This window comes from Brevibacillus ginsengisoli (assembly GCF_050113715.1).
Classification (GTDB): domain Bacteria; phylum Bacillota; class Bacilli; order Brevibacillales; family Brevibacillaceae; genus Brevibacillus_H; species Brevibacillus_H ginsengisoli.
The window spans coordinates 278776-304572 of the sequence record NZ_JBNJQR010000003.1 but is presented as its reverse complement, the minus strand read 5'-3'; the positions used below and the strand labels follow the sequence as shown (position 1 = coordinate 304572).

Annotated in this window: 22 protein-coding genes; 1 reads left to right on the top strand and 21 read right to left on the bottom strand. The window is 47.4% G+C overall.

Annotated elements, in window-relative coordinates:
- Window positions 1-76: 76 nt before the first annotated feature.
- The 20 genes from ftsZ to ACQCN2_RS08540 form a co-directional block, all read right to left on the bottom strand.
- Complete coding sequence (gene ftsZ, locus ACQCN2_RS08635; RefSeq protein ID WP_426928487.1) at window positions 77-1216, bottom strand: cell division protein FtsZ; 1140 nt, start codon at window positions 1214-1216, stop codon at window positions 77-79.
- A 132-nt stretch (window positions 1217-1348) separates the two neighbouring features.
- Window positions 1349-2602, bottom strand: a complete 1254-nt coding sequence (gene ftsA / locus ACQCN2_RS08630; protein WP_426928486.1) for a cell division protein FtsA — start codon at window positions 2600-2602, stop codon at window positions 1349-1351.
- 139 nt (window positions 2603-2741) lie between these two features.
- Window positions 2742-3089 carry a small basic family protein gene (locus ACQCN2_RS08625; RefSeq protein WP_426928485.1) on the bottom strand — a complete coding sequence of 116 codons (348 nt, stop codon included), beginning with the start codon at window positions 3087-3089 and terminating at the stop codon, window positions 2742-2744.
- Between the two features lie 3 nt (window positions 3090-3092).
- Window positions 3093-3836 (bottom strand): DUF881 domain-containing protein, encoded by a 744-nt coding sequence (locus tag ACQCN2_RS08620; RefSeq protein WP_426928484.1) that lies wholly within the window; start codon window positions 3834-3836, stop codon window positions 3093-3095.
- 18 nt (window positions 3837-3854) lie between these two features.
- The gene (locus ACQCN2_RS08615) at window positions 3855-4568 is read right to left on the bottom strand and encodes a DUF881 domain-containing protein (RefSeq protein ID WP_426928483.1); all 714 of its coding nucleotides are present in this window, start codon (window positions 4566-4568) and stop codon (window positions 3855-3857) included.
- Entirely contained in the window at window positions 4565-5365 is an 801-nt protein-coding gene (locus ACQCN2_RS08610) for a cell division protein FtsQ/DivIB (protein ID WP_426928482.1), read from the bottom strand. The genes ACQCN2_RS08615 and ACQCN2_RS08610 overlap by 4 nt, the downstream gene beginning before the upstream one ends.
- A 95-nt stretch (window positions 5366-5460) precedes the next feature.
- On the bottom strand, window positions 5461-6717 hold the full coding sequence (gene murA, locus ACQCN2_RS08605; RefSeq protein ID WP_426928481.1) for a UDP-N-acetylglucosamine 1-carboxyvinyltransferase: 1257 nt from the start codon (window positions 6715-6717) through the stop codon (window positions 5461-5463).
- A gap of 15 nt (window positions 6718-6732) precedes the next feature.
- On the bottom strand, window positions 6733-7638 hold the full coding sequence (gene murB, locus ACQCN2_RS08600) for a UDP-N-acetylmuramate dehydrogenase (RefSeq protein WP_426928480.1): 906 nt from the start codon (window positions 7636-7638) through the stop codon (window positions 6733-6735).
- Window positions 7639-7735: 97 nt separating this feature from the next.
- The gene (murG, locus tag ACQCN2_RS08595; protein ID WP_426928479.1) at window positions 7736-8830 is read right to left on the bottom strand and encodes an undecaprenyldiphospho-muramoylpentapeptide beta-N-acetylglucosaminyltransferase; all 1095 of its coding nucleotides are present in this window, start codon (window positions 8828-8830) and stop codon (window positions 7736-7738) included.
- A 31-nt stretch (window positions 8831-8861) separates the two neighbouring features.
- Complete coding sequence (spoVE, locus tag ACQCN2_RS08590) at window positions 8862-9953, bottom strand: stage V sporulation protein E (RefSeq protein ID WP_426928478.1); 1092 nt, start codon at window positions 9951-9953, stop codon at window positions 8862-8864.
- 53 nt (window positions 9954-10006) lie between these two features.
- Window positions 10007-11380 carry a UDP-N-acetylmuramoyl-L-alanine--D-glutamate ligase gene (gene murD, locus ACQCN2_RS08585; RefSeq protein WP_426928477.1) on the bottom strand — a complete coding sequence of 458 codons (1374 nt, stop codon included), beginning with the start codon at window positions 11378-11380 and terminating at the stop codon, window positions 10007-10009.
- Window positions 11380-12345: a phospho-N-acetylmuramoyl-pentapeptide-transferase gene (mraY, locus tag ACQCN2_RS08580; RefSeq protein ID WP_426928476.1), complete on the bottom strand. Its 966-nt coding sequence runs from the start codon at window positions 12343-12345 to the stop codon at window positions 11380-11382. The genes murD and mraY overlap by 1 nt, the downstream gene beginning before the upstream one ends.
- 24 nt (window positions 12346-12369) lie before the next feature.
- On the bottom strand, window positions 12370-13869 hold the full coding sequence (locus ACQCN2_RS08575; RefSeq protein WP_426928475.1) for a UDP-N-acetylmuramoyl-L-alanyl-D-glutamate--2,6-diaminopimelate ligase: 1500 nt from the start codon (window positions 13867-13869) through the stop codon (window positions 12370-12372).
- Between the two features lie 134 nt (window positions 13870-14003).
- Window positions 14004-15926, bottom strand: coding sequence for a stage V sporulation protein D (locus ACQCN2_RS08570; protein WP_426928474.1), 1923 nt, complete (start codon window positions 15924-15926; stop codon window positions 14004-14006).
- A gap of 93 nt (window positions 15927-16019) precedes the next feature.
- Entirely contained in the window at window positions 16020-18227 is a 2208-nt protein-coding gene (locus ACQCN2_RS08565) for a penicillin-binding transpeptidase domain-containing protein (protein WP_426928473.1), read from the bottom strand.
- A gap of 123 nt (window positions 18228-18350) precedes the next feature.
- Complete coding sequence (gene ftsL2, locus ACQCN2_RS08560) at window positions 18351-18761, bottom strand: cell division protein FtsL (protein ID WP_426928472.1); 411 nt, start codon at window positions 18759-18761, stop codon at window positions 18351-18353.
- 25 nt (window positions 18762-18786) lie between these two features.
- Window positions 18787-19725: a 16S rRNA (cytosine(1402)-N(4))-methyltransferase RsmH gene (rsmH, locus tag ACQCN2_RS08555; RefSeq protein ID WP_426928471.1), complete on the bottom strand. Its 939-nt coding sequence runs from the start codon at window positions 19723-19725 to the stop codon at window positions 18787-18789.
- A 21-nt stretch (window positions 19726-19746) separates the two neighbouring features.
- Window positions 19747-20178 (bottom strand): division/cell wall cluster transcriptional repressor MraZ, encoded by a 432-nt coding sequence (gene mraZ, locus ACQCN2_RS08550; protein ID WP_426928470.1) that lies wholly within the window; start codon window positions 20176-20178, stop codon window positions 19747-19749.
- A 150-nt stretch (window positions 20179-20328) separates the two neighbouring features.
- Window positions 20329-21588: an adenosylhomocysteinase gene (locus tag ACQCN2_RS08545; RefSeq protein ID WP_426928469.1), complete on the bottom strand. Its 1260-nt coding sequence runs from the start codon at window positions 21586-21588 to the stop codon at window positions 20329-20331.
- An 81-nt stretch (window positions 21589-21669) separates the two neighbouring features.
- A complete protein-coding gene (locus tag ACQCN2_RS08540; RefSeq protein WP_426928468.1) occupies window positions 21670-22578 on the bottom strand; it encodes a LysR family transcriptional regulator in 909 nt (302 codons plus the stop codon).
- 171 nt (window positions 22579-22749) lie between these two features.
- Here ACQCN2_RS08540 and ACQCN2_RS08535 point away from each other — a divergent pair, with 171 nt between their 5' ends.
- On the top strand, window positions 22750-24042 hold the full coding sequence (locus ACQCN2_RS08535; RefSeq protein ID WP_426928467.1) for an APC family permease: 1293 nt from the start codon (window positions 22750-22752) through the stop codon (window positions 24040-24042).
- 25 nt (window positions 24043-24067) lie between these two features.
- Here ACQCN2_RS08535 and bshC read toward each other — a convergent pair whose 3' ends face one another.
- The gene (bshC, locus tag ACQCN2_RS08530; RefSeq protein WP_426928466.1) at window positions 24068-25696 is read right to left on the bottom strand and encodes a bacillithiol biosynthesis cysteine-adding enzyme BshC; all 1629 of its coding nucleotides are present in this window, start codon (window positions 25694-25696) and stop codon (window positions 24068-24070) included.
- Window positions 25697-25797 lie beyond the last annotated feature (101 nt).

Genomic DNA, 25797 nt, shown 5'->3' with positions numbered 1-25797 from the left:
CGCGATTTAGAATAAAAAAAGACTGCTAACGATAAACGTCAGCAGTCTTTTTAACGTAGAAGTATTAATTTTATACTTATTTCTTATTACGACGACGATTTCTCAGGAATGCTGGGATATCCAGGTTGTCCAGGCTGTTCATCGAGAGAATCTTCTCGTTGTCTTCTTCACGTGAGCGTGAAGGAGCTTGCGCAGAAGCCGTTTGCGCTGGTCGGTTGGAAGAAGCTTGCGGCTGCTGACGGTGAGCTTGTGCCGCTTGTTGGTTTTGATCGAATCCGGTAGCAATAACGGTTACAACAATTTCGTTCTTCAACTCTTCGTTAATCACCGCACCGAAGATCATGTTCACATCGATGTCAGCTGCTGAGGATACGATATCTGCTGCTTCGTTCACTTCGTAAAGACTAAGATTAGAGCCACCCGTAATGTTCATGATCACACCGCGTGCTCCATCAATCGTGGTTTCCAATAACGGAGACGAAATCGCGCGGCGAGCCGCTTCAGCAGCGCGGTTTTCGCCACTGCCAATTCCGATTCCCATCAAAGCAGAGCCACGCTCGAACATGACTGTTTTTACGTCTGCAAAGTCCAAATTGATCAAACCAGGAGTGGCAATCAAATCAGAGATCCCTTGAACACCTTGACGAAGAACGTTATCTACTTCACGGAACGCCTCCAACATTGGTGTATTCTTATCAACGATCTCCAACAGACGATCGTTTGGAATCACGATCAGTGTATCTACTTTTTCTTTTAAAGCAGCAATGCCCGCGTCAGCTTGCAAGGAACGTTTACGTCCTTCAAAAGAGAACGGACGTGTGACAACCCCAACCGTTAAAGCGCCGAGTTCTTTGGCGATCTCCGCAATCACTGGAGCAGCACCCGTTCCGGTACCTCCACCCATTCCCGCAGTAACAAAGACCATGTCTGAACCGCGCAAAGCGTTCTCAACCAATTCGCGGCTTTCTTCAGCTGCTTTTTTTCCCACTTCTGGATTAGCGCCTGCGCCTAAGCCACGCGTCAATTTTTCACCAATTTGCAGTTTAATATCCGCTTGGGATAATTGGAGCGCTTGGGCATCTGTATTGACAGTGATGAATTCTACACCTTTAACACCACCAGCGATCATGCGGTTCACCGCGTTACTACCGCCACCACCGCAACCAATTACCTTTATTTGCGCGAATTGTTCCAAATCTAGGTCAAATTCCAACATTTCGAAGGTTCCTCCTCACTGGTTCGTACGAAAAGCTTCCCTTAGCAAGGTCTTGGAGTATGTTTACTTTTTGTGCCGGAAGCTTTGCAGACCGCCACAAATCTGCCTGTTTGAGAAGCGATTAGCATGTCATTAAATAAATTCACTAAACCAATTTTTTACTTTTTCCATAATTCCCGAATCCTTCTGTTTACTTACTGAAGATTTCTGGACCGGACGAGTATTGGTAGGGATACGTTCTGCTTTCCGTTCGGTATGAGCAGCAGCATACTGTATCAGACCTACTCCTGTCGTGTATTGCGGATCACGTACACCGATATAGTCCGGAATCGCGATACGCACAGGTGTATTAAACTCTTCTTTCGCTAATTCAATCATTCCCGGCATTGTGACAGACCCACCGGTGAGGATATAGCCACCAGCGATATCATCTTGGTACCCCAAGCGATACACTTCATCTTCAATCAGATTGAAGATCTCGGCGGCACGCGGTTCAATAATGTTGGCCAAATCAACTTGTGTAAACTGTTTTTCGACATCGCTGCCAATCCGGCTCACTTTGAACTTCTCATCTTCGGACGCTTCATCGATCAGCGCGCAACCATGCTTGATTTTTGCCTTTTCTGCTACATCATTATGTGTGCGAAGTCCCAAGGCAATATCATTGGTGATGTGATCACCGCCAATTCCAATGACGGAAGTGGCCACAATATGACCTTGCTGGAAGACGGCTAGCGAGGAAGAGCCCGCGCCGATATCGACAAGAACGACACCCAGATTCCTGTCGTCTTTAGTCAAGGCGACACGACTCGCGGCAAGAGGCTGCAAAAAGATACCCGCAATGTTTAAGTTGGCTTTTTCGACACAACGAACGATATTATGTATGACTGTTTTGGACCCTGTCACAATCGTTCCTTCCATCTCCAGTCGTACCCCAATCATACCGCGCGGGTCCTTGATGCTTCGAAGCCCGTCAACGACAAACTCCTTGGGAACCACTTCGATAATTTCTCGGTCTGGAGGAAAGGCAACAACCTTAGCTGCTTGAATGACGCGACGTATATCCTCTTCTCTAATCTCACGGTCTTCGCTCGATACGGCGACTACCCCTTGAGTTTCATACAGTTCAATGTGATTTCCACTAACCCCTACATATAGATCTTCAATGGTCACGTCTACCATGCGTTCAGCATGATCAACTGCTTCCCGGATGGCATGCACGGTTTGGTCTATATCGACGATAGCTCCTTTTTTGATCCCCTCAGAGTGGGCTTGTCCCACCCCAATGATGTTAATCGTTCCGCCGTTTATTTCTCCTATAATTACACGGACTTTGGACGAACCGATATCTAAGCTGACAATGAGTTCATTATGGTTATTTACCAAACCTGTGACACCTCCCTACTTATGACATAACAATAGCGAACACATCTGCATAATCTATTCCACACTGGACAATCATTCCCTTTTTTTCAAGCATGAAATTTTAATAAAATCTTTAATTATGTTACTTTAGTCATGGTACTCATTCGCTTTTACTCAACCAATTTGATAAAATAATCCTACGTATGACTGCTAAATTATTAAAAAGACGCACTCCAAAAGCCACAATCGCCGCTAAATAGAGGTCAATGCCTAAGTATCCTCCGATAAATGCAAGTCCTGCGGCAAGCAAAGTGTTAAAGAAAAAACCAGACATAAAAATTCGTACATTAAACATTTTTTCCAGATACGAACGAATTCCTCCAAAAATCGTATCCAACCCGGCTAACAGGGCAATCGACAGATAATTGCTATACTCGAGCGGGATACGCAGGTCAAGTAAAAATCCCGCAGACAGGCCAACAATGAGTCCAAGGATCGGCAACCACATGATTTAAGAGTCTCCTTTTGCTTTAACTGGTTTCATATACTGTATGACTCTGTTTCCTTCATACGCGGAAATCGTCATATGCGTTCGCTTTTCCATAATCACGAGTTTATTGGCAAGCTGGAAGTTATCCTCTACTCCTGCTAGTTTCAGTCCAGTAAGCAAGTTATCCGGTACCCCCAACGCTTTTATTTCATAGGGAGGCCTAATCGGCTTCGTATCCACTTGTATTTCTTGTCCGACATTACGAATGGAACTGGTGGAAATCAGTCGTTGTCCATTAATGGAGACCGCTGTGGAGCCATTGGCAAACAGTTCGTTCACCAGCCAGCGCAGGTCTTCGTCCACCACCATAGTAGACGGGTAGGGAGCTTGTCCATTTTCAGTCGGCAATGGGGAAGTAGGAACAGGGGCATCGACAATCCGAACATCGATTCCCTCTCCTGAAGAAGAAACCAGACCAGCCAGTCTCTTGGCCTTTTCCAATTGATCCTTCATGACGCTGACAGAGTCTCCGGCATTTAAAGAAGTTTCGTATTCATAGAGAAGCTGCTCGTTTTTGGACATATCGACGAGCAGGCTTTTGTGCTTTTCCAACTCTTTTTGGAGAGAGGTTCGAAGTTCAGTTATACTGCGTGATTCAGACACCTTTGGGTCATGCTTGCTCTGCAATTGAGTAGCTAACATAAGACCTATAATAGCACTAATAGTTGTGAGAATAAATGTAATTTTGCGGTTTTGTGTTAACATAAAAACCATCCCTATCCCTTATGAAGAGCTTCCGATATTTTTAGTGTCACCGACATATGCTGGCAGCTGGACCATTTCCTTTTTCACTAAATCAATTTGTACATAGCCCTCGAGAAGGTTCATGACTCCCCCCGGCAATTTCAAAGCATTTTCCATAGTAATGGGATCCCCAATTGCTGTGATCACGAACGGAGCCGCTGACTTGACACCATTGACGATGACGGTCGGGCCTACACAGCGAATAGCTGAATTGCTGACCAGCCGCTGATTATTGATGCTAATCCCTTCCGCTCCTGCCGCAAACAATTCATTGACCACGCGGCGGATATCCCCCTCATGAACAATATACTTGGTAACATCACCTGAATTGGCTGCGTTGGGATTGTCCTGCAGGGTCACCACTAAACCAGGTCCCTCTACCTGAACAACTCCCGCTAGCATGCGCGCTGCTTCCAGTTCTTTCAATACACCCGCAGCCGCTGACTGTTGCTTCGCCATCGTTTCCTCGACTGTACCTACTTGCTTCTGTAACGCAAGCAATTCGACTTCCAATTTGTTGTTCTGTTCCTTCTCTGCCAGAATTCGCTCGTTAATTTGGGTTTCTTGCTGCCATTGTTGGTCACTTTGTCTTTCCTTAGTCCGCAGCTTCGTAGATTCAATCGAATTAGCCACAAGAAATCCAGTCGCGATTGTAACTAGCGACAGATATAGGTGAAACTTGCGTACTTTCATAGATTGGAGGACCCCTTCTCCTCACCCGTTCCTTCCTGCGCAGGAGTTTGGGTGCTGCCGTATTTACTATACCAAGTGCTTTCCAACATATAAATAATGCCCTTTTCGCCCTGCGGAATTTCTTTTACCACAGACGGATACCAAATAATTTTTTTCGCTAGCAGATAAATGACGCTTTGTACCTGGTTTCCATCTTTCATGTATAACGTAATCCGCTGCTTGTCATAAGCCGTCTGCGTCAGTACGATATCGGATATCTGGGAGAGAATGGATTGGGGAATCAAGGCTAGTTGCTTACCCAATTGATCCAGCAGATCAGGAGAATTCCAGTTCCGTATGATAGGTCTGTCAATAAGCTTCCCGCTGTAGTTTTTTTCTTGCAACAGTTTACCATTCTCAAGTAACGGAAACTGCTTGATGGGTGATTGAACGACAAGCGCCACCCGATTGAATTCTTGGACATGCAGTTGAATAACTCCAGGGAACTCACGTGTTACGGTGATTTCTTTTACCCCTTGAAGCACGGATGTGTTAGCTTGTACACTTTTTTGCCAAACATTGAAAAACTGCATCCCTTTGGAAAGTCCAGATGCCTGAATAATTTCATCCGACGAATAGATCGTATTGCCATAAACCTGGATATCACTTATTTTGCTGTAAGGTGAACGCACAAACAATACCGCCAAAATGATGAGAAAAAAGAAAAAGAGCAAGTAGAGCAGTCTGCGGCTTCCTTTTTTCTTGGGTTGTTCTGGTATTTGCCTGACTTGCGGGATGCGCTCATTATAAACCGACATGTCCGCCCCTCCGAATGTTCAATGTGACACTTCTGCTTGAAAACAGTGAAAGCGGCATAATGGATATATGCCGCTTCTTCATCTATTGTCATTTCCTATGTGGTTATCCGGGAAATAGACGCGCCTAGTTGTTGAAGTTGCCATTCTAAACGTTCGTACCCCCGGTCAATATGATGGATTCGTTCAACCGTCGTGATCCCTTCGGAAGCCAGGCCTCCTAACACCAATGCGGCACCAGCCCTCAAATCCGTCGCTTCAACCGTTGCACCCGTCATCTTGCTAACTCCACGAATAAAGGCGGTTCCCAAATCTACATAGATCGAAGCACCCATACGCGTTAATTCATTGACGTGTTTGAATCTTCCTTCAAAAATCGTCTCTTTGATCACACTCGTACCTCTAGCCATTGCTAGAAATACCATAATCTGCGCTTGAAGATCGGTAGGAAATCCCGGATACGGTGACGTCATGATTCGATCAATTGCCCGTGGGCGTGACGTGCTTTTGATTTCCATTATATCATGGTGGGTCTTGATTTCAACACCGCATGTACGCGCCACTTCAATTAATGCATTGAGGTGATTGGGAAGTGTATTCGCTAACTCCACGTGACCTTGCGCAATTCCGACCGCTAGCAAATGGGTACCGGCTACAATCCGATCCGGAATAATCCGATAAGTGACCCCGCGAAGCTTGGGAACCCCATCAATCTCAATCGTGTCTGTACCCGCTCCGCGGATTCTTGCCCCCATCGCGTTGAGGAAGTTTTGCAAATCGACAATTTCCGGCTCACGGGCGGGATTGTGTATGCGAGTCGTCCCCTTGGCAAGAACAGCGGCCATCATGATGTTCTCTGTTGCCCCCACACTTGGAAACGAGAGAAAAATTGTGCTACCGCGCAGCTTTTGAGCGCGAAATGTAATGTATCCTTCTGAATCTTCACTCTTGGCACCCAACGCCGCCAAGCCTGACAGGTGCAAATCAATCCGCCTCTCCCCAATATCACAACCACCTGGTCGGGATATGGTTACTTCTCCCAAGCGGGCGAGAAGTGGTCCCATCAAGAATATGGAGGAACGCATCTGCCCCATCAATTCATCTGGTACATGAGAGACAGATAATGAAGTGGTATCTAAGCTAACACATCCATCCGTGTGCTGAACTTTAGCTCCAAGTAAAGAGAGAATCTTGAGCATGACTTCTATGTCTTTTAAGTGCGGCACATCGTAGATATGAAATTGCCCTTCTGCCAAAATAGCGGCGGCGAGAATCGGGAGGGCAGCATTTTTCGCACCTTGGATCCGAAGTGTACCAGAGAGAGGTTTCCCACCTTCGATAGTAAAAGCCTCCAAACTTTCACCTCCGTGTTACCCCTCGCCCACCACCAAAACTTCCGGATGCAAATTCACTCCAAATTTCTCTTGGACAACAGATTGAACATGCTCCATTAAGGTGAGGACGTCGGCAGCCGTGGCTCCTCCGCAATTGACGATGAAATTGGCGTGCATCGTGGAGACTTGTGCTCCTCCAACCGTGTATCCTTTGAGATTGCAAGCTTCAATTAATCGGCCGGCATGATCTCCAGGTGGGTTACGAAACACACTTCCGGCACAAGGTTGTTGCAAAGGCTGAGACTGTCTGCGTCGATCCTTATACTTAGCAAGAGCTGCGGCAATTTCCTTGCGATCTCCTGTTTTCAGTTGAAAGACAGCTTCCAGTACAATGCCCTTTTGGGATTGCAAGATCGAATTGCGGTAACTAAATTGCATCTCCTCGTTCGATAAAACCTTGGTCTCGCCATTTTCAAAGAGGATTTCGGCTTCTTTAAGAATACGTGAAAGATCAGATCCATGCGCACCCGCATTCATGTAGACGGCACCACCGACAGAGCCTGGAATACCTCCCGCAAACTCAAGTCCCGTCAACCCCATTTTGCCTGCTTCCACCGTTAAACGAATCATCGAATACCCGGCACCAACACGCACCTCTTCACCTTTAAACTCACAGTGACTTAAGCCCTCAGCCACTTTGAACACGGCTCCTCTAATCCCTCCATCCCTCACTAGAAGGTTAGAACCGCGTCCAATTACTCTCCAAGGAATATTGTGACGATGGATAATTTGAACTGCTAAAATGAGTGACTCCTTATCCCTTGGCTGTATTAGCAGGTCGCAAGGACCTCCAATTCGCCAAGTTGTGTGGTTGGCGAGAGGCTCATCGACCCAGACCTTTCCAACACCAGCTTTTATCAACTCATCAGCGATGTATTTCATAGTGAACCTCCTGACACAAATGCTCGGTGGGAACTAATGCTATCACGTGTTTGCTTCATCATATGCGACTTCCAAGAAGGGCGTGACAGACGCCCATCTAGACTTTTACCAGCTCTTTGACCACACGATAAATCGCAGAGGCCGCGTCCTGTTTTCCTAGTCGGAGTGATTCCTCACGCATTTTATGATGCAATTTCGGATCGGTTAAGAGCGGTGTAAGAGCGTCTTGGAGTGTTTGACCGGATAGATCCTTCTCCAGAATGACTACCCCAGCTCCCGCCCGTTCCAAACCTCGAGCATTCTTTTCTTGATGATTATTTGTTACATAAGGAGACGGAATCAAAATGGCCGGAATGCCAAGTGATGTGATCTCCGCCAGAAACGAAGCGCCAGCCCTGTTGACGATCGTATGAGTGGCTGACAATAAATCGGGCATCTGATGTACAAACGGCAATAGTGTCAAGTTCTCAGGGAATTCCCCTTGTTCGCTTAACGCAGCCGAAACTTTATCATAATGAACGTCCCCGGTTACATAGACAAAATGATAATCCGGATGCTTTTTCATAAAGGGAACCAACTGGATGGTAGCCTCGTTAATCGGTCTTGCCCCTCGACTGCCGCCGACAATCAAGATGATCGGCTTATGGGTTCCGATTAGTTTCTGGCCTTCCTCCGCTCGTCCATGCAGCACTTCCGTCGCGCGTGGATTGCCTGTATAAACAACCTTGTTCTTCGGAAAATGTTGCAGGGATTCTTCAAAGGAAACCGCTACTCGGCTAACAAACCTCGTTAAAAACAGATTCGTCAACCCTGGCACCACGTTCTGCTCATGAATCATGGTCGGGATGCCCAATCTGGCTGCGGCATACACTACAGGACCGCACACATAACCACCTGTCCCGATGACAATATCCGGCTTCCACTTCCGTAAAATCTCTTTGGACTTGGAAACCGAGCGAATAAACTTCCACGCTGTGCGCAAATTCTCCAGGGTCAGTTTACGCTTGATACCCGAAATATCAATCTGTTCAAACGGCAGTCCATGTTTGGGAACCAGTTTGGATTCCAACCCTTTGGCTGTCCCGAAATACAAAAATTTAGCCTGCGGTTCATGGCGTAAAATCTCCTCTGCTACCGCAAGCGCTGGATAAATATGTCCTCCTGTACCTCCACCGGTCAAGACGACGCGCATATGAAATCACCTGTTTTCTTTACTTTTCTTCTTACCTGGAAAACCTTGAGATATTAAGCAGAATGCCAACCCCGGTCAGCATCAAGGTTAAGGATGAGCCTCCATAGCTTAAGAAGGGAAGCGTAATCCCGGTAACAGGAAACATGCCGGTTACAACCCCGACGTTGATTAATACCTGAATGGCAATCATTCCAATAATACCAAGCGCGAGCAAACTTCCAAATAGGTCTGGGGCAGTAATTGCGACTCGCATCCCTCTCCACAAGAGCAGAAGGAACAAAAGCAATACGAGAGAGGCCCCAATAAACCCTAATTCTTCGGCGACAATCGAAAAGATAAAATCATTATATGGCTCCGGCAAATAAGAAAACTTCTGCCTGCTCTGTCCAAGCCCGAGTCCAAGCAGCCCGCCTGGCCCGATCGCAAACAGGGATTGAATGATTTGATAACCCGTATCGCGCGGATCAGACCACGGATCAAGAAAAGCGGTGATTCGATCCATCCGATACGGAGCTGAGATAACCAATCCCGCAAATCCGGCAAGGCCAAGCATTCCTAAACCGACGAAGTGGCTATTTCTCGCTCCAGCGGCAAAAATCATCAGGAGCGCCATGCCCATCAAAACGGTACCTGTCCCTAAATCCGGCTGTAACATAATCAACCCAAAACAAGCTCCTGGGACCATAAGTGCTGGGAGAAGTCCTTGTCGGAAAAATACAATCTCCTTTTGATTATCGGATAGCCACATGGCAAGAAAAGCGGCCACACCAAACTTGGCGAATTCGCCAGGCTGAATGCCGAATGAGCCGAAGCCCAGCCAACTTTTGGCGCCGTTCACTTCTTTTCCGATGAACAATACGAGTACCAGAAGTCCAAGCGAAATGAAAAATCCTGTCTTGGCCCATTTCTTCCAAACCCAGTAGTCGATATTCATCATGACGTACATGGAAGCAAGTCCTAAAATCGCAAAAATAAATTGCCGCTTGGTGAAATAATACATATCGCCAAATTTGTTAAAGGCGAAAACAGCACTGGCGCTGTACACCATGACAATACCGACACCTAAGAGAAATAACGTGGCGAAAATAATCAGGAAGTCAGGAGCAGTTCGTACCTTACTCATCGCAAGCCATCCTTTCTGGCACTGCCCCTCCTTCACTCGCTCACGAGGGGCTTTTATCCAAGGCTTGTTCTAAGTTTATGCACGGCTTCCTTAAACATGCTCCCCCTTACCTCAAACGAAGGGAACATATCCCAGCTTGCACACGCAGGACTTAAGAGAACGACATCGCCCGCATTTGCCAAAGCTGCGGCAGCGCGAACAGCCTCCTCCACAGTATCGACGCGAACACGGTCGCTAATCCCCGCATCAGAGGCTCGATCCAACAGAATCTGAGCAGTTTCTCCAAAGGTAACCACTGCCCGAACGTGTTGGGATAAATAAGGCACAAGCTCCTGAAAATCGATGCCCCGATCAAGTCCGCCTCCAATCAGCACAACAGGATTCTGAAAAGCAGAGATCGCTTGAATCGCCGCTTGGGGATTGGTGGCTTTGGAGTCGTTATAATATTTGACCCCTTCAACAATCGTCACAAATTCCGTCCGGTGCTCTACACCCTGGAAGGTGGACAATACTTGCGCCATTCCAGCAGCTGTGGCTCCCGCCAGCTTGCACATGATCACGGCAGCGAGAATGTTCTCCAGATGGTGCTTGCCTTGCAAAGCGATATCGTCGAGTTTAATAACGGTTTCTTCCTCGCCTGTATGAGAGCGGAAAATCACGTGGTTGTCCCTTACAAAAGCACCAGCAGGAACTTCCCGCAAACGGCTGAAAAAGTAAGGTGTCGCCTTGATCGAATCAGCTAATTGGCGAACATTCTCCTGCTCATAATTAAGCACGGCAAAATCTTCGCTTGTCTGATTGGCAAAGATCTTCGTTTTTGCCTCAAAGTACTCTTCCATCGTGTGATGGTAATCCAAATGGGCTGGAAAAAGATTAAGGAGAGCCGCAATCTTCGGACGAAATGTACAAGTACCCATTAACTGAAAACTGCTTAGTTCCGCCACCAGGAACTGGTCAGCACTCATCTGCTCCGCCAATTCGCACAATACCGTACCGATGTTGCCGCCAGCCACCGCATCTACCTGGGAGGCTTGCAGCATCAATGTAACCAGTGTAGTCGTGGTGGTTTTCCCATTGGAGCCGGTAATTCCGATAATCGGCGCTTTTGACAGCTGATAGGCGATCTCCACTTCGGTTATGACTGGAATCTGCTGCTCGATTGCTTGTTTGACTGGAGGGGCTTCATAAGGAATCCCCGGGTTTTTCACCACTAATGAAACTCCCGTATGGATCAGATCATCTGGGTGATAGCCTGTAATCACTTGAATGCCCAAATCTTCCAATTCTTCTATACCAACTGATTCTTCGCGCGGTTTCTTATCATTGACAATCACATGCGCACCAAAGCGGTGCAACAGTTTGGCAACCGCTACACCGCTTTTGGCGAGACCTACTACAACAACCTGTTGATTCTTGTAAGTGTCCATTATTGTACCACCTCTAAATAAACGCCTAATCCTGCAAACACCATGGCAACCAGCCAAAACGTCACAACCACACGCCACTCGGACCAGCCTGTCAATTCGAAATGGTGATGCAAGGGACTCATGCGAAAAATTCGTTTTCCTCTGGTTTTAAACGAAATCACCTGCAAAATGACCGAAAGCGTCTCAACGACAAACACGCCGCCGATGACTGCGAGAAGTAGCTCTGTTTTGGTCATGATCGCGATACCAGCCAACGCTCCGCCTAACGCCAGGGAGCCTGTATCCCCCATAAAGACGCGGGCAGGGTGCGCGTTGAACACCAGAAAGCCAAGAACTGACCCAACGACTGCTGCGCTAAAGATCGCCGTGTCAGGATCATATGCAAGCCAAGCGATAATGGCGTATGCTCCAAATGCGATAGCCCCTGTCCCCGCTAGCAAGCCGTCCAGACCGTCGGTGAGATTGACCGCATTCGTCGTTCCCACCAAAAGAAAGATTAAGAATGGGAAGTACATCCACCCCAACTCAATATTCCAAGGAGTTCCAGGCAAATGAAGAGACGTATCGTGTCCCATTCGTATCAATAAATAATACGCGATGATAGCCAACAGAATTTGACCCGCAAATTTTTGTTTTGCGGTTAAACCAAGATTCCGCTTTTTTAGGATCTTGATGTAATCATCCAAGAATCCAATAAGTCCATACCCGAGAGTAAGTAATAATAAGAACATCAATTCAATATTGGTATTCGCAAACTTCAGGACGGTAAACACCAGGGCCAACAAAATGATGGTCCCTCCCATGGTTGGTGTTCCCGCTTTCTTTTGATGGGACTGGGGGCCTTCTTCTCGAATGCTTTGACCAAATTTCAGCCTTCTTAGCACCGGGATGAATAAAGGACCGATTAGTACTGCAATTAAAAACGAGGCAATAATCGTGATGATGAGGACATTGTCAAAAGGCATGCCCCAACCTCCTTTCCACCTAACCTAAGCTTTTTTCTCTATTTGGGAATTCTCCTTCAAGGAGAGGATTGACGTACGAGCAACTTCGCGATCATCAAACGGAAGAACCTCACCTTTGATGATTTGATAGGTTTCGTGTCCTTTACCCGCGATGAGGATCACATCATTCTCTTGCGCCTGGCTTACGGCGTACTGAATGGCTTCACGTCGATCAACCAAGGATACGTACTTGTCGCTCGCAACATCCTTCAGTCCTTCCTCCATGTCGCGAAGAATCGCCATTGGTTCTTCGGAGCGAGGGTTATCTGACGTTAAGACGGTTAGATCCGCATAGTTCGTTGCAATTTTGGCCATAATTGGGCGTTTCGTTTTATCCCGATCTCCACCACAGCCGACAATGCAAAAGACTTTTCCTTGAGCGAATTCCTTCACGGTTCCCAGCGCATTCTCCAAGCTATCTGGGGTGTGGGAATAATCGACAATCACAGTAAAATGTTGTCCAGCGTCTACAGCCTCAAAACGACCGTTGACCCCTTTTACCTCTTGCAGACTCTGTTTAATATCGGCGAGGGAAATACCCTCAGCGAGCGCCGTAGCGACTGCCGCCAGCGTATTATAGACATTGAATTTACCGATCAATTGCAAGTTAAGCTGCGTAGTGCCTGCAAATGTATGTAACGTATAGGAGGTACCTTTGCTCGTAACGCGTATATCGGTAGCAGATACATCTGCCTTGTTTTCGATTCCATAAGTAATCACTCGCGCGGCAGTGACACGCGCAAATAACTCAGAAGCCGGGTCATCCGCATTAAGCACAGCCGTTTTCATCGTTTGAACATCGTAGTCATTGCCCAACTGGGAGAATAACAACGACTTGGCCTGCTTGTAGCTCTCCATCGTCTCATGGTAGTCCAAGTGATCCTGCGTCAGGTTGGTAAATACAGCGGTATGAAAGTTGCAACCACGCAAACGTCCCATATCCAGAGCATGGGAAGAAGCCTCAATAATGGCATATTCGGTTCCGATCTCTCTCATTCGCCCAAAAGCGCCTTGCAAATCCAAAACATCAGGAGTTGTATTCTTTACTTCCTCATAAACCTCTCCGATTCTCATATGGATCGTGCCGATTAAACCGGTTCGCTTTTTTTGATCACTCAGAATTTTATCAATCAGATGAGTGGTCGTCGTTTTGCCGTTTGTCCCCGTCACCCCGATCAGTTTCAACGCTTTCGTTGGGGATTGGAAAAATAAATCAGCCACGATCGCCATTGCTCGTCTCGTATCAGGAACAATTGCTACCGTAGCATTCACATCCAATTTTCTTTCCGAAAGGATCGCTACCGCTCCCTTGGCTACCGCTTGTTCTGCGTATACATGGCCATCCACAGTAAAACCAGTCAGACAGATAAATAAATCCCCTGGTTTTACTTTTCGCGAGTCCATGCTGATTCCAGTGATGGTTCTATTATCGTCGCCACTTACTTGTACGAGTAGTAGAGGAGCGAGTAATTCTTTCAGTTGCATGTGTATGGCACCCCATTCTCCACCTAGTATAGACAAAAGTACGTTCATTTCAAAACCAAACCGATAAGAGCGTTTGGTTGACGGGAGAGCGTCTTCCAGAAGGGAGACCCTCTCCACGAAGAATTATTGTATAGCTAATTACCGGTTTTGTCACCAAGGAAGATGCGAATTTTTGAGCCTTCTTCAACTTTTACCCCAGGAGATGGAGATTGCTTCACCACAAAAGTCCCTTTACCGGAAACATCTAGTGGAATGGTATAGTCATATGCGGCTAAATCTTTGGTGCTCAACCCAACTAAATCTGGGACCTCCAGATAACGCTTGTCGCCATACTTATACTCGCGTTCAATTTGTCCCTGACGTTTCGGCACTTTCAGATAGTGCAGGGAGGACTCCATTATATTTCGTACAATTGGCGCCGCGATTAATCCGCCAAACGCCTGGGCTTTGGGATTATCTACCGCTGTATACACCAATATCTGCGGATCGTCCGCTGGCGCAAAGCCAATAAAGGAAACGATATATTCGCCTTGTGAATAGGCACCGTTACGAACCTTTTGTGCGGTACCGGTCTTGCCCCCTACTCGGTACCCTTCAATGAACGCTTTAGCCCCTGTACCTTGGGCTACGACGCTCTCCAGCGCATACCGAACCTTGGCTGAGGTCTCTTCTGAGATCACTTGACGCACGACTGTCGGCTCTGTTCTTCCAATAATATCGTGGGTGACACTGTCATGCCACTCTTTGGCGATGTAGGGCTTCATCAACTTGCCGCCGTTGATCGCCGCCGCGACCGCAGCCATCTGCTGAATCGGAGTAACCGAAACACCCTGCCCAAACGACGTCGTGCCTAATTCCACCGGACCTACGCGGCTTAGTTTAAATAGAATGCCGGTTGCTTCCCCTAAAAGGTCAATGCCTGTTTTCTTCCCAAAACCAAACTTACTGATATATTCAAAAAGTTTTTCCTTGCCCAAACGCTGCCCCATCGTGACAAACCCCGGGTTGCAGGAATTCTCGACAACCTCCAGCATCGTTTCCGAGCCATGCCCTTGACGCTTCCAACAGCGAAGAGGTCTGCCTGCTACCGTGATATAACCGGGATCGAAAAAGGCTTCCTTCAAATCAACCTTACCTTCATTTAAGGCCGCGGCCAGCGTCACAATTTTGAACGTAGAACCAGGCTCGTAGGTTTTCCAGATCGGCAGATTACGATTGTAGCTCTCAACCGGGTAGTTCTTATAGTCCGCCGGATTAAAGCTAGGGCGGCTGCCCATCCCCAGGATCTCACCCGTCTTGGGATTCATCGCAATAGCTAACACGTCATCCGGTTGGTAGGCGACAACCGCCTGATCCAACTCCCGTTCAATAAATGATTGAATCTGGGCATCAATCGTCAAGTACATGTCCATTCCGTTGATGGGCGCTATATAGTGCTCCGATTCACCTGGCATAATCTTGCCTCTGGCGTCTGCGGGATAGGATACATGTCCTTTTGTTCCTTGCAGAAACTTGTCGTAGACACGCTCCAAACCCGTTAACCCCTGATTATCTATTCCTGTAAACCCAAGCAGATGGGCAGCAAACTCGCCTAACGGGTAATCCCGCTTCGAATCTTCGGTCAAATAGATTCCAGGCAGCGCCAGTTCCTGAATGAGCTTTGCCTTTTCCGGCGAAATTTTGCGACCGCCAGGGATTTTATCAATAATGTATTCCCGCTGTGTAATCGCTTTGTAGATGTCCACTTCTTTTTGCCCGAGTGCCGTCGCCAGCTGTCGCGCTGTATTCGCCGGGTCCTGAATTTGAACGGGGATGGCGATAACGGTCAACATACTGACATTTTGCACCAGCACCTTCCCGTTGCGATCCGTGATCAAGCCACGCTTCGCTTCGAACGGGATGTTTCTCCTCCATAAATCATTCGCTTTATCTTGCAGATCCTGACCCATAACGAGTTGGATGTAACCGAGCCGGGTAATCAAGGCGGAGTATAAGACAATTCCAATGACCAAAGCGATAAAGATTCTACGGCGTACGGTAACATTCGATACCCGCACAGCAGAAACCCCCTTACGAATAGGTTTGTCTTCTTTACCCTATTCGCCAAGGGGGCTTGTTAGAACTATTCACAGCCTCGTCTTAAGACTTCACTATGGAGCGGGTTGTACAAGCGTCACTTGCAGATTCCCTTTGGGCGGGATCACCGTTCCAGGTGGAATGCTCTGCGTATCTACATATCCATTCCCCGTGACGTTGACATTCAAGTTGACGATTGAAGCAAACTCCATGACATCTCGCAAGGACTTTCCTTTAAAATCTGGCATGCGTACGTCTTTTACCCGATCGGTAATCAGTACCACCTTATTGCCAGGATACACCTTTTCCAAGGCGCTTGGATACTGACTGACAATCTTGGTGCCAGTACCAACAGACTCTACATCAAGTCCTTGCTGTTTGGCTCTGGCAACTGCAGCACTAGTGGCCATCCCCTTAAAGTCAGGCATGGTCAATTCCTGTGGCTTCTCACTCACCTCTTTCGGCTGGGTAAGATCTGGCGACTGCTGCAGGTACTGCAAGCTTCTCTCCATAACGGAGTTAAAGATTGGCGCGACCATCAGTCTACCCCAGGTGCCATAACCTTGATCGGTTACTGGATCATCCACCATGACGTAGACCAGCAAACGAGGTTTGTCTTTTGGAGCAAATCCAATAAATGACACAATATAGTGGCCCTCCAGGATCTTGCCTGTTGTTTCATTGTACTTCTGAGCTGTACCCGTTTTACCCGCAACATGATAACCAGGGATATTGTAGGCGCCCCCTGTTCCTTCTTTGCTGGTCACGACAGTCTCGAGTATGTCTCTTGTGCGTTTTGCGGTAGCCTCTGTGACAACTCGACCAACCACCTGTTTGGGATAACTCTTTACAACCGCTCCTGTATGCGGGTCACGCAATTCTTTGACGATGAGAGGCTTCAACAGTTCGCCACCGTTCGCGATGGCTCCAATCGCCGCTACCTGCTGAATCGCCGTTACGGCAATCCCTTGTCCAAATGTCGTAACCGCAATATCACGTTGGGAACGCGGGTGAAGGAAGCTTTCCATGTTTCCTTCGGTTTCTCCCGGCAGATCAATTCCGGTTTTTTTGCCAAAACCGAATAGATTGAAATAGGTGTTCAATAAGTCTTTTTTCAAACGTTCGTATCCCAGAATAACGAAGGCAACGTTACTCGAATGTTGCACCCCTTGCAAGAAGCTAATCGTACCCCATCCGCGACCGTTGTGATCCTTGATGGGCTTACCTTTTAATTTGGTGTACTGACCGGATGGATAGGTTTCGGTTTCATTAAACAGGCCTTTTTCGATCGCAGCCGCCAGCGTTACGATCTTAAAGGTGGAACCTGGTTCATACATACTGGTGATGGCCACATTGCGTTGTTCCTTGTAGTCCTTAATATCCCAATATTTATTGGGGTTGTACTGAGGGCGGTTAGCCAGCCCCAGAATTTCACCCGTATTGGGGTCGGCCACCACAACGGTCATCTGCTGTGGCTGATACTCCTTGGCGGTAATATCAATGGCTTGCTCGACGTACCCCTGGATATTTTGGTCGATGGTGAGCACCACATCCGAGCCGTCTTTTGCAGGCTTGTATTGTTGTTCACCGTTTGGCAAAATATAGCCCGCTCCGTCTTTTATTAACGAAAGCTGCCCTGGTTCTCCCGCTAACTGCTTGTCAAACTGCTTCTCAATCCCCATCTCTCCCTTGTCCTCATAGTTGACATACCCTAGCACATGGGAGAGAAACGCGTTATTCGGATAATAGCGACGAGTCGTATCAGTCAGGAAAATTCCCGGCATCTGATTCACTTTACTCTTCTTACCATCAGTTCCGACTGGATATTGAAGATTCTCAATCTGATTTTTTTGGTCCTCCGTGATTTTATTCCCTTCACGCCCGAACGTCACGTAAAGCGAATTAGGTCGTGTTAAGACTTTGGTCAGATTCTCCATGGGGACTCCGAGAATAGGAGCCAATTTCCGCGCTGTTTCGAACGGGTCCTTCACGTAATCGTCTCCGATACGCTTGGCCTCGTCTTCATTACGCGGATGAAGGACGCCGTTCACCGTGTAGGCCCTGCCTTCATAAGCCAGAATCCCGCCGTTTCGATCCAGTATCGAACCGCGCTGCGCATGAATATTCTTGTTCCGCTCCCACTGGTCCTTGGCTTTGTCCAAAATTGAAGAGGCTTCCACCGTCTGTATCCACCATACCCTGACCAAAAGTCCCATGAACAGCACAATCAGTCCTGCTCCAAACAATAATGCTCGACTATTAATTCGTCTTTTTGGATCCACTCACTTCACCTCAAAAAAAGTAGTTCATCGCTTGAAACTACTGATCGTCAATGATTTACAAGCATGAAACAATGGTGCCGATAGAAAAAGTACTCCCGCACAATGATCGCGAGAGTATCGTAGCTAGTTATTTGCTTGAACAACTGTCTTCTTGGACTGAGAACCATCCAGAGAGATCACCCGTACAGCTCCTGGAGAAAATGTCATCCCCATCTCTTGCGCCCCTCTGGCAACCTCATCGTGGCTACTCATCGAATCTACTTTCAATTGGAGAGCCGCATTCTTTTCTTGTATATCCTTGATCTCGATCTTGGTCGCTTGGATTTGGTAATTTAATTCGGAAATTTGAACGTATCGGTAGCCAACAAACCCTGCCGCAGAAACAATCAAACAAACTAAAAGAATATATAAGAGCTTTTCCTGCACCGGGATGGCTGACTTGATCACAACCGTACGTTTTTTGCGCGTTGTTGTTTTTGATTTTGATTTCGATTCCAACTCGACGGCTAAATTTCCTCGGTAATAATAGCTCACAAGTAATCTCCCTTCTTCCTTCCCCTTAATCGGATAGTTTTTCGGCTATGCGTAGTTTGGCTGAGCGAGCACGAGGATTAAGCGCTAATTCTTCTTCACTTGGCAAAATCGGTTTGCGGGCGATGATCTTCACGACTGGCTTGTTCCCGCATACACATTGTGGAAATCCAGGCGGACACGTACATCCCTGCGCAAAAGATTGAAACACTTGCTTACAGATGCGGTCCTCTAACGAGTGGAAGGTGATCACGCTTACTCTTCCTCCCTCATTCAACAATTGAATGGATTCGTGAATCGCATCACGAAATGCGCCCAGTTCATCGTTTACGGCGATACGGATCGCTTGAAATGTCCGTTTGGCTGGATGTCCACCCGTTCTTCTAGCTGGGGCAGGAATTCCCGCTTTGATTAATTCTACTAATTGTCCGGTCGTCTCAATGGGCGATTGTTCACGCTGCGTCACGATTTGCCGGGCAATTCGGCGCGAGAATTTTTCTTCACCGTATTCCCAAATAATCTTGGCAATCTCCTGCTCATCCCACTCATTCACGATTTCATAAGCTGTAAGAAAAGCATCTCGATCCATTCGCATGTCTAGTGGGGCATCGGCGTTGTAACTAAATCCTCGCTCTCCCTCGTCCAATTGAGGAGAGGAGACGCCCAGATCAAACAAAATGCCGTCAACTTCTGAGAGTCCTTGCTCTTGGATCACATTTTTTATGTAGCGAAAATTGCTTTTGACCAGTGTGACACGATCCATGTATGGGGCTAATACCTTCTTGGCATTCTCTAGGGCAACATCGTCCTGGTCAATGGAAATCAATCGTCCGCCATCTCCCAAACGAGAAGCAATCAGACTAGAGTGTCCTGCTCCACCCAAGGTACAGTCCACGTACACGCCATTTGGTTTGATCGCCAATCCATTTACAGCTTCTTCTTTTAATACCGTAATATGATGAAACAAGTTTGTTCCCCCCGTTGTTGATTACAAATTAAAGTCGACGAGTTTTTCCGCGATTTCACTGAAGGAGCCTTCCGATTCTGTAAAGTAATGATCCCAAGAATCCTTGCTCCATATTTCCACGCGGTTGGATACGCCAATCACCACACACTCTTTGGCTAAACGAGCGTGCTCTCGCAAATTGGCTGGTATTGTTACCCTTCCCTGCTTGTCCCACTCGCATTCGGTTGCACCGGAAAAGAAAAACCGGGTGAATGCTCGCGCGTCTGCTTTGGTAAAAGGAAGGGACTTGAGCTTCTCTTCCAATGCCTTCCACTCATCTATCGGGTAGACAAACAAACATTGATCTAGACCACGGGTAATCACGAAAGAAAATCCTAGTCCCTCACGGAGCTTCGCAGGGATGATCAAACGGCCTTTATCGTCAATGGTATGTTGATATTCTCCCATGAACACGGCCCATCCCCCACTTTCCTCCCAAGGGGCACCACTTTCCCCCACTTTTCCCCACTCAATTACCTATTTGCTATTATAAAAAAAAACCTGCATTTGTATGCAGGTTTTTTTTCTTCAAGTTTTTAATTGTTTTGTCAGCGCAGTTTTGGATTATTCGACCCAGCTCTCCAGATAAGCTTTTTGCTCACTTGTTAATTTGTCGATGCTGATTCCGAGCGCTTCCAATTTATACGTTGCCACCATTTCGTCAAGTTCGTATGGAACATTCAGAACCTTTTTGCCGATTTCTTGGTGGTGTTTGCTTACATATTCAAGTCCAACCGCTTGCAAGGCAAATGTCATATCCATAATTTCTGCCGGATGTCCGTCACCTGCCGCCAGGTTAACCAGACGTCCTTCCGCAAGCAGATACAATTTACGCCCATCTGTCATGACAAATTCTTCGATATCTTTGCGAACGACACGTTTGGATGTCGAGAGAGCTTCCAATTCCACCTTGTTCACTTCGACATCAAAGTGACCCGCGTTAGACAGAATGGCGCCATCTTTCATCACTTCAAAGTGTTCTTTGCGGATAATATCACGATTTCCTGTTACGGTTACGAAGTAGTCACCACGTTTGGCCGCTTCGTTCATGGACATCACTTCAAATCCATCCATATACGCTTCGGTTGCTTTAATTGGGTTGATTTCGGTTACGATGACTTTTGCGCCCAATCCTTTGGCACGCATGGCCACGCCTTTGCCGCACCATCCATAACCCGCAACAACAACGGTTTTTCCGGCAACTACGAGATTGGTTGTTCGGTTGATCCCATCCCAAACGGATTGGCCCGTACCATATCGGTTGTCAAACAAGTATTTACAGAACGCGTCATTAACCGCTACCATCGGGAATTCCAGCTTGCCTTCCGATTCCAATGCTTTCAGGCGAAGGATGCCCGTAGTGGTTTCTTCCGCTCCACCCAATACTTGAGTCAACAAATCACGTCGTTCACTGTGCAGAATGGTAATCAGGTCTCCGCCGTCGTCGATGATCAGGTCAGGACGAGTTTCCAGGGTTTTGACAAGATGGCTTTTGTACTCTTCTGGTGACGGATTGTACTTGGCGAAAACGCGAATCCCGTCTTCCACCAGTGCTGCACAAACGTCATCTTGAGTAGAAAGAGGATTAGAACCCGTGATGGTTACTTCTGCTCCACCTGCGGCGATTACTTTTGCCAAATAAGCCGTTTTCGCTTCCAGGTGCAAGGAGATTGCTACTTTTTTGCCTGCAAATGGCTTCTCTTTTTCGAAGCGGGCACGAATGCGGTTCAAAACCGGCATATGCTCTTGAACCCAGTCAATTTTCAAATGACCATTTGGTGCCAATGCCATATCCTTGACGATGCTTTCAGAAACGGTGTTCATTCTTGTGATCCTCCTTTTAGGAAACATAGGCTCTCAAAACCAATCTTTCACTATATTACCATACCTGTCTATGCGCTTCATCTATTTTATAGTCGTCGAAGCTGTGGGTTGATCTTCACCCAACAAGAGCCCAAAAAACTTGCGAATCGCATGCGGAAGCCATTTTTTCTTGTGGTAAACGAGCTGCTTGCAGACACGAATCTCAGGATGCGAGAACGGCAGGATGATCAGCTTACCTTTATCCACATCCTCATGTACTGCGATCCGCGGAACCAGAGCTATTCCCAACCCATAGGCCACACACTGCTTGATCGCTTCCAGGCTGCCGAACTCTAGCGAGGTTTCTGGTCTCGTGCCTGATTCTCTTAGGACAGTTTCCAGCATCAGCCGATAACTGCATCCCGGCTCCGTAACAATCAAGGTCTCGCCGGCAAAGTCTTCCGGTTTGACAATCTGGGCCTTGCTTAACCGGTGATCAGGAGAAGCGATCATCACCAGCTCTTCTTCGTGAAGCGAGACGCTTTCCAGATCGGGGTGGGTTTGCGGATAATCAAGGACAATTGCAAAGTCAAACTTCCCCTCACGCACTCCTTGTCGCAAATCATGACAAATGCCAGGCGTCAAAAACATCTTGATATTGGGATGCTCTCTGCGAAAGGCTTGCAGATAAGGCGGCAAGTAAAAAGCCGCCAACGATTCTACCGTGCCGATGTTTAGGGTTCCTTCCATTTTTTCTTCCTCGGAAAGGCGTTCCTTGGCTTCGTCGATTAGGGATAGCACCTGCTCCGCATAACGAAGCAAAAGCTCTCCAGCTTGTGTCAGTTGTATTTTCCGCCCCCAACGTTCAAAAAGGATCGCCCCAAACTCCTGCTCCAGATTCTGAATTTGAGTGGTGACACTGGATTGGGCATATCCCATCGATTCGGCCGCTCGTGTAAAGCTTTGCCATTTGGCCACCTCACGAAAAGTCCGTAAATACCGCGTATCCATTCGTTTCAGGTCCCCCCATTTCGTAAAACCAGGCCGTTATTTCACAATAACGATCCCAAGCAAATTCATATCATCAAAAAAACCGATTGCAATTATCAATTATTATAGATAATAGTGATTGAACAGTCTATGTTACACTGATGCTACAAATGAGAAAATGAGGGATTTCATATGGAAAAAGTCACCCATCAAGCGCATGAACTGCGGGAAACCTTGTCTTTCCCGCAGATTGTCGCTCTTTACATCGGAGCCGTGGTTGGTTCAGGAGTCTTGTTAATTCCGGGATTAGCGGCAGAAATCGCCGGCCCCGCCTCTATCCTTGCCTGGCTTGCCATGTCCGTACTCGTCATCCCAATGGCGATCACCATGGGACTTCTGGCGGCCAAACATCCCCACGCGGGTGGTGTCTCCCACTTTGTTCGTCTCGCCTATGACGACCGACTGGGGAATATGGTTGGATGGTTTTTCCTTTGTTCCGTACCTATTGGGGCTCCCATCCTCTCCATCACAGGCTCCAAGTATGTCGCACTTCTGTTAAACTGGAGTGAAAGTCAGGTGTTTGCCTTGGCTGCTCTCATCCTGATCAGTGTCGTAATGATGAACGTCGTCGGGCTGCAAGTCGCCGGAAGAGTCCAAACCATCGTGGTTTCCTTAATTGTCGCCATTCTTTTATTAGCGATTGGGACGTCAATTCCCCACGCTTCCATTCACAATTTTGTCCCCTTTGCTCCAAACGGCTGGGTAAGCGTCTTGCAGGCGGCTGGGCTGTTGTTCTGGTGCTTCATCGGCTGGGAGGCCGTCACCCACTTATCAGCGGAGTTTGTTGACCCGCAAAAAAACGCCATTCGCGGAGTCCTCTGGAGTGCGGGTATTGTTGCGCTACTATATTTCGGTGTCGCCTTGATGACCGTCGCTACTCACAGTTATGGCAACGGATTATCGGAAGCTTCACTTAGCGTTATGGTTCAACTTTCGCTTGGCAAAGCTGGTGGGTGGGTCGTCGCCATCACCGCCTTGTTCATCTGTATCGCCACTGCCAACGCCTATGTGAGTGCCGCGGCGCGAATCGCTTACGCTTTGTCAAAAGAGGGAATCGCCCCAAAATGGTTTGGCATCCTGCATCGCAAACATTCGACTCCAGTAGGCGGACTTCTTTTCTTAAGTATCTGCTTTGCCATTGTGCTTGGCGTCCTGTACAGCGGTGTAGTGGATTTGGCTCACTTGATCCAGTTACCCAACGCGACGTTTTTTGCGACGTACATCGGGGGTTGTCTTGCGGGAGTTCGCCTTCTTGGCGACAATCGGTTCGGCAAAGCTTGCGCCTGGATCTCCCTCGTGATGACGATTGGCCTCTATCCGTTTCTCGGCTGGTCGGCCCTATATCCGCTCGTCATTGTTGTCGTGTTGTTGATTTTTGAAAAAAGAAGAGGCTTGCGATATGAAAGGAAAGCTGACTTCTCTTAATGGGAAGTCAGCTTTTTTCTGCAAATTATGAAAGATAAAACACCTTATGCGTGGCATCAAACGAGAACTCAGCTGCGACCAAACGATCCACGAGATCTGGTCCATACAAATTCATGAAGACGAACAGATTGAGCATTCTCTCTTGCAGTTTTCCCTCCGGCAGCAGTGACGTTTCAATCCGCTCCAGCCGTTTCAATCGTATCTGATGCTTATCGATCTGAGCTTGCTTGCTTCTGGTTTCGAGAAAATGAATTTCTCGCTCAATACGCTTCAGGTTGGTTAACGCTAACTCTTCTAGCCCCTGATCCAAACGGCCGACTTGTTCTACTAGCGGTCGATAGTACGACAGCATTTCTTGTCGCGCTTGGGCAAATTGCTCCGTCAGATTCGCGTCCACCAAGCTGTTTAAAAAGTTGGCTTTCCACTCGGAGTAGCCGCTGATCACTTGGGAGACGGTCAGGTTGAATTGCTCCATACATCGCTCAATCGCTCCAGCTACCAGCGAAATCGACGTTCTTGGCAAAACTATCGGCAGCTGATAACCCAATTTCTCAAAGTACGCCTTAAAATAGGACCAATACGCAATCTCCCCTGGTCCACCGATAAAGGCAAGTGTCGGAAAAATATGCTCTTGGGCCATCGGGCGGGATACGACATTGGTGCTAAATTGCGTAGGATCTTGATCAATCCGCCGCAATAGCTCCGTACGAGTCATCACGAGTTCACGATGTTTGGTGAAGAATTGCTCCCCCTCTCGATAGAGAAGCAAGCGTTCTCCATTATGATAGACAAATAAATTGGCCTGTTTCTCATCCAGTTGAATCTGCTGTGGATAACCGTTGCGTTCGAGTTTATCGCTCGCAGCCAATAAGAGATCCTGGATTGCCTCTGACGAAGTAACGACGGAATGGAAAACGGGTTTTTCTAAAGCCCGAATGTAATCGGAGCTCGATTCGACCAGAACCAAGCCGTGTTTACCAAACAAATGAGCCATAATTCGCGCAAACCAATCCACAAGGGTCTCAGATTGCTCGGCAGCCTTCTTCACTTCCATACGCAGGGATTCTGTGTAAGGGGTTTCTAATTGTTCAGCGAAAAATTGATGAATCAGTTTATCGATTTGCTCCTGATCAAAAGCGAACTGACTTGCGGACACTTTCCCCGCTTTTTCTGTCGACAGCTTCTTTTTGACCAAACGCCCTTCTCCCGACAACAGGTAGGTGTGGTTAATTTCATCCAAATCGTGATCTTCCCCGGCAATCCAGAAGACGGGAACAACCTGAACCCCCAATTCTTCTTGCATGCGCCTGGCTGTTTGAAGGAGACTGATCGCTTTGTGGATGCTGTACAAGGGACCTGTCAGAATTCCTGCTTGCTGTCCGCCAATGACCACTACGGTGTCCTTTTGGCGAAGTGTATCAATACGCTCCAGCGCATACGAATGATTACCAATCTCACGGTTATATGCCATCAAGCCATTCACTAATTCATTGCGATGCGCGAATGGGCGGGATTTTAAGTAAGTTAGACGGGCGTGATAGGAAGCCATCTCGTAAGGAGCATATTCAAAGAAATCAATAGCAGTTTCTTTAGCCTTGACGTAATCTTCTGCTAAATCATTGCTTTGAGAAAGTAAGATACTTTCGTTTTTCATGTCTCTTCCTTCTTTCTTGTGTCCTCTTGAGCATTATAGCATGGAAATTCCCCAGAATGAAAATAAGACAACCGATTGGTGGTTGTCCTTTTTTCCTACTC

Excerpts from the sequence above, each read along its gene's own strand:
- murG (WP_426928479.1), bottom strand. The coding sequence starts at position 8,830 with ATGCGCGTCGTCTTGACCGGTGGAGGTACAGGAGGACATATTTATCCA.
- ftsZ (WP_426928487.1), bottom strand. The coding sequence starts at position 1,216 with ATGTTGGAATTTGACCTAGATTTGGAACAATTCGCGCAAATAAAGGTA.
- spoVE (WP_426928478.1), bottom strand. The coding sequence starts at position 9,953 with ATGAGTAAGGTACGAACTGCTCCTGACTTCCTGATTATTTTCGCCACG.
- bshC (WP_426928466.1), bottom strand. The coding sequence starts at position 25,696 with ATGAAAAACGAAAGTATCTTACTTTCTCAAAGCAATGATTTAGCAGAA.
- ACQCN2_RS08620 (WP_426928484.1), bottom strand. The coding sequence starts at position 3,836 with ATGTTAACACAAAACCGCAAAATTACATTTATTCTCACAACTATTAGT.
- ACQCN2_RS08535 (WP_426928467.1), top strand. The coding sequence starts at position 22,750 with ATGGAAAAAGTCACCCATCAAGCGCATGAACTGCGGGAAACCTTGTCT.
- murD (WP_426928477.1), bottom strand. The coding sequence starts at position 11,380 with ATGGACACTTACAAGAATCAACAGGTTGTTGTAGTAGGTCTCGCCAAA.
- ACQCN2_RS08575 (WP_426928475.1), bottom strand. The coding sequence starts at position 13,869 with ATGCAACTGAAAGAATTACTCGCTCCTCTACTACTCGTACAAGTAAGT.
- ACQCN2_RS08625 (WP_426928485.1), bottom strand. The coding sequence starts at position 3,089 with ATGTGGTTGCCGATCCTTGGACTCATTGTTGGCCTGTCTGCGGGATTT.
- mraY (WP_426928476.1), bottom strand. The coding sequence starts at position 12,345 with ATGCCTTTTGACAATGTCCTCATCATCACGATTATTGCCTCGTTTTTA.
- ACQCN2_RS08610 (WP_426928482.1), bottom strand. The coding sequence starts at position 5,365 with ATGTCGGTTTATAATGAGCGCATCCCGCAAGTCAGGCAAATACCAGAA.
- ACQCN2_RS08545 (WP_426928469.1), bottom strand. The coding sequence starts at position 21,588 with ATGAACACCGTTTCTGAAAGCATCGTCAAGGATATGGCATTGGCACCA.
- ACQCN2_RS08615 (WP_426928483.1), bottom strand. The coding sequence starts at position 4,568 with ATGAAAGTACGCAAGTTTCACCTATATCTGTCGCTAGTTACAATCGCG.
- murB (WP_426928480.1), bottom strand. The coding sequence starts at position 7,638 with ATGAAATACATCGCTGATGAGTTGATAAAAGCTGGTGTTGGAAAGGTC.
- ACQCN2_RS08540 (WP_426928468.1), bottom strand. The coding sequence starts at position 22,578 with ATGGATACGCGGTATTTACGGACTTTTCGTGAGGTGGCCAAATGGCAA.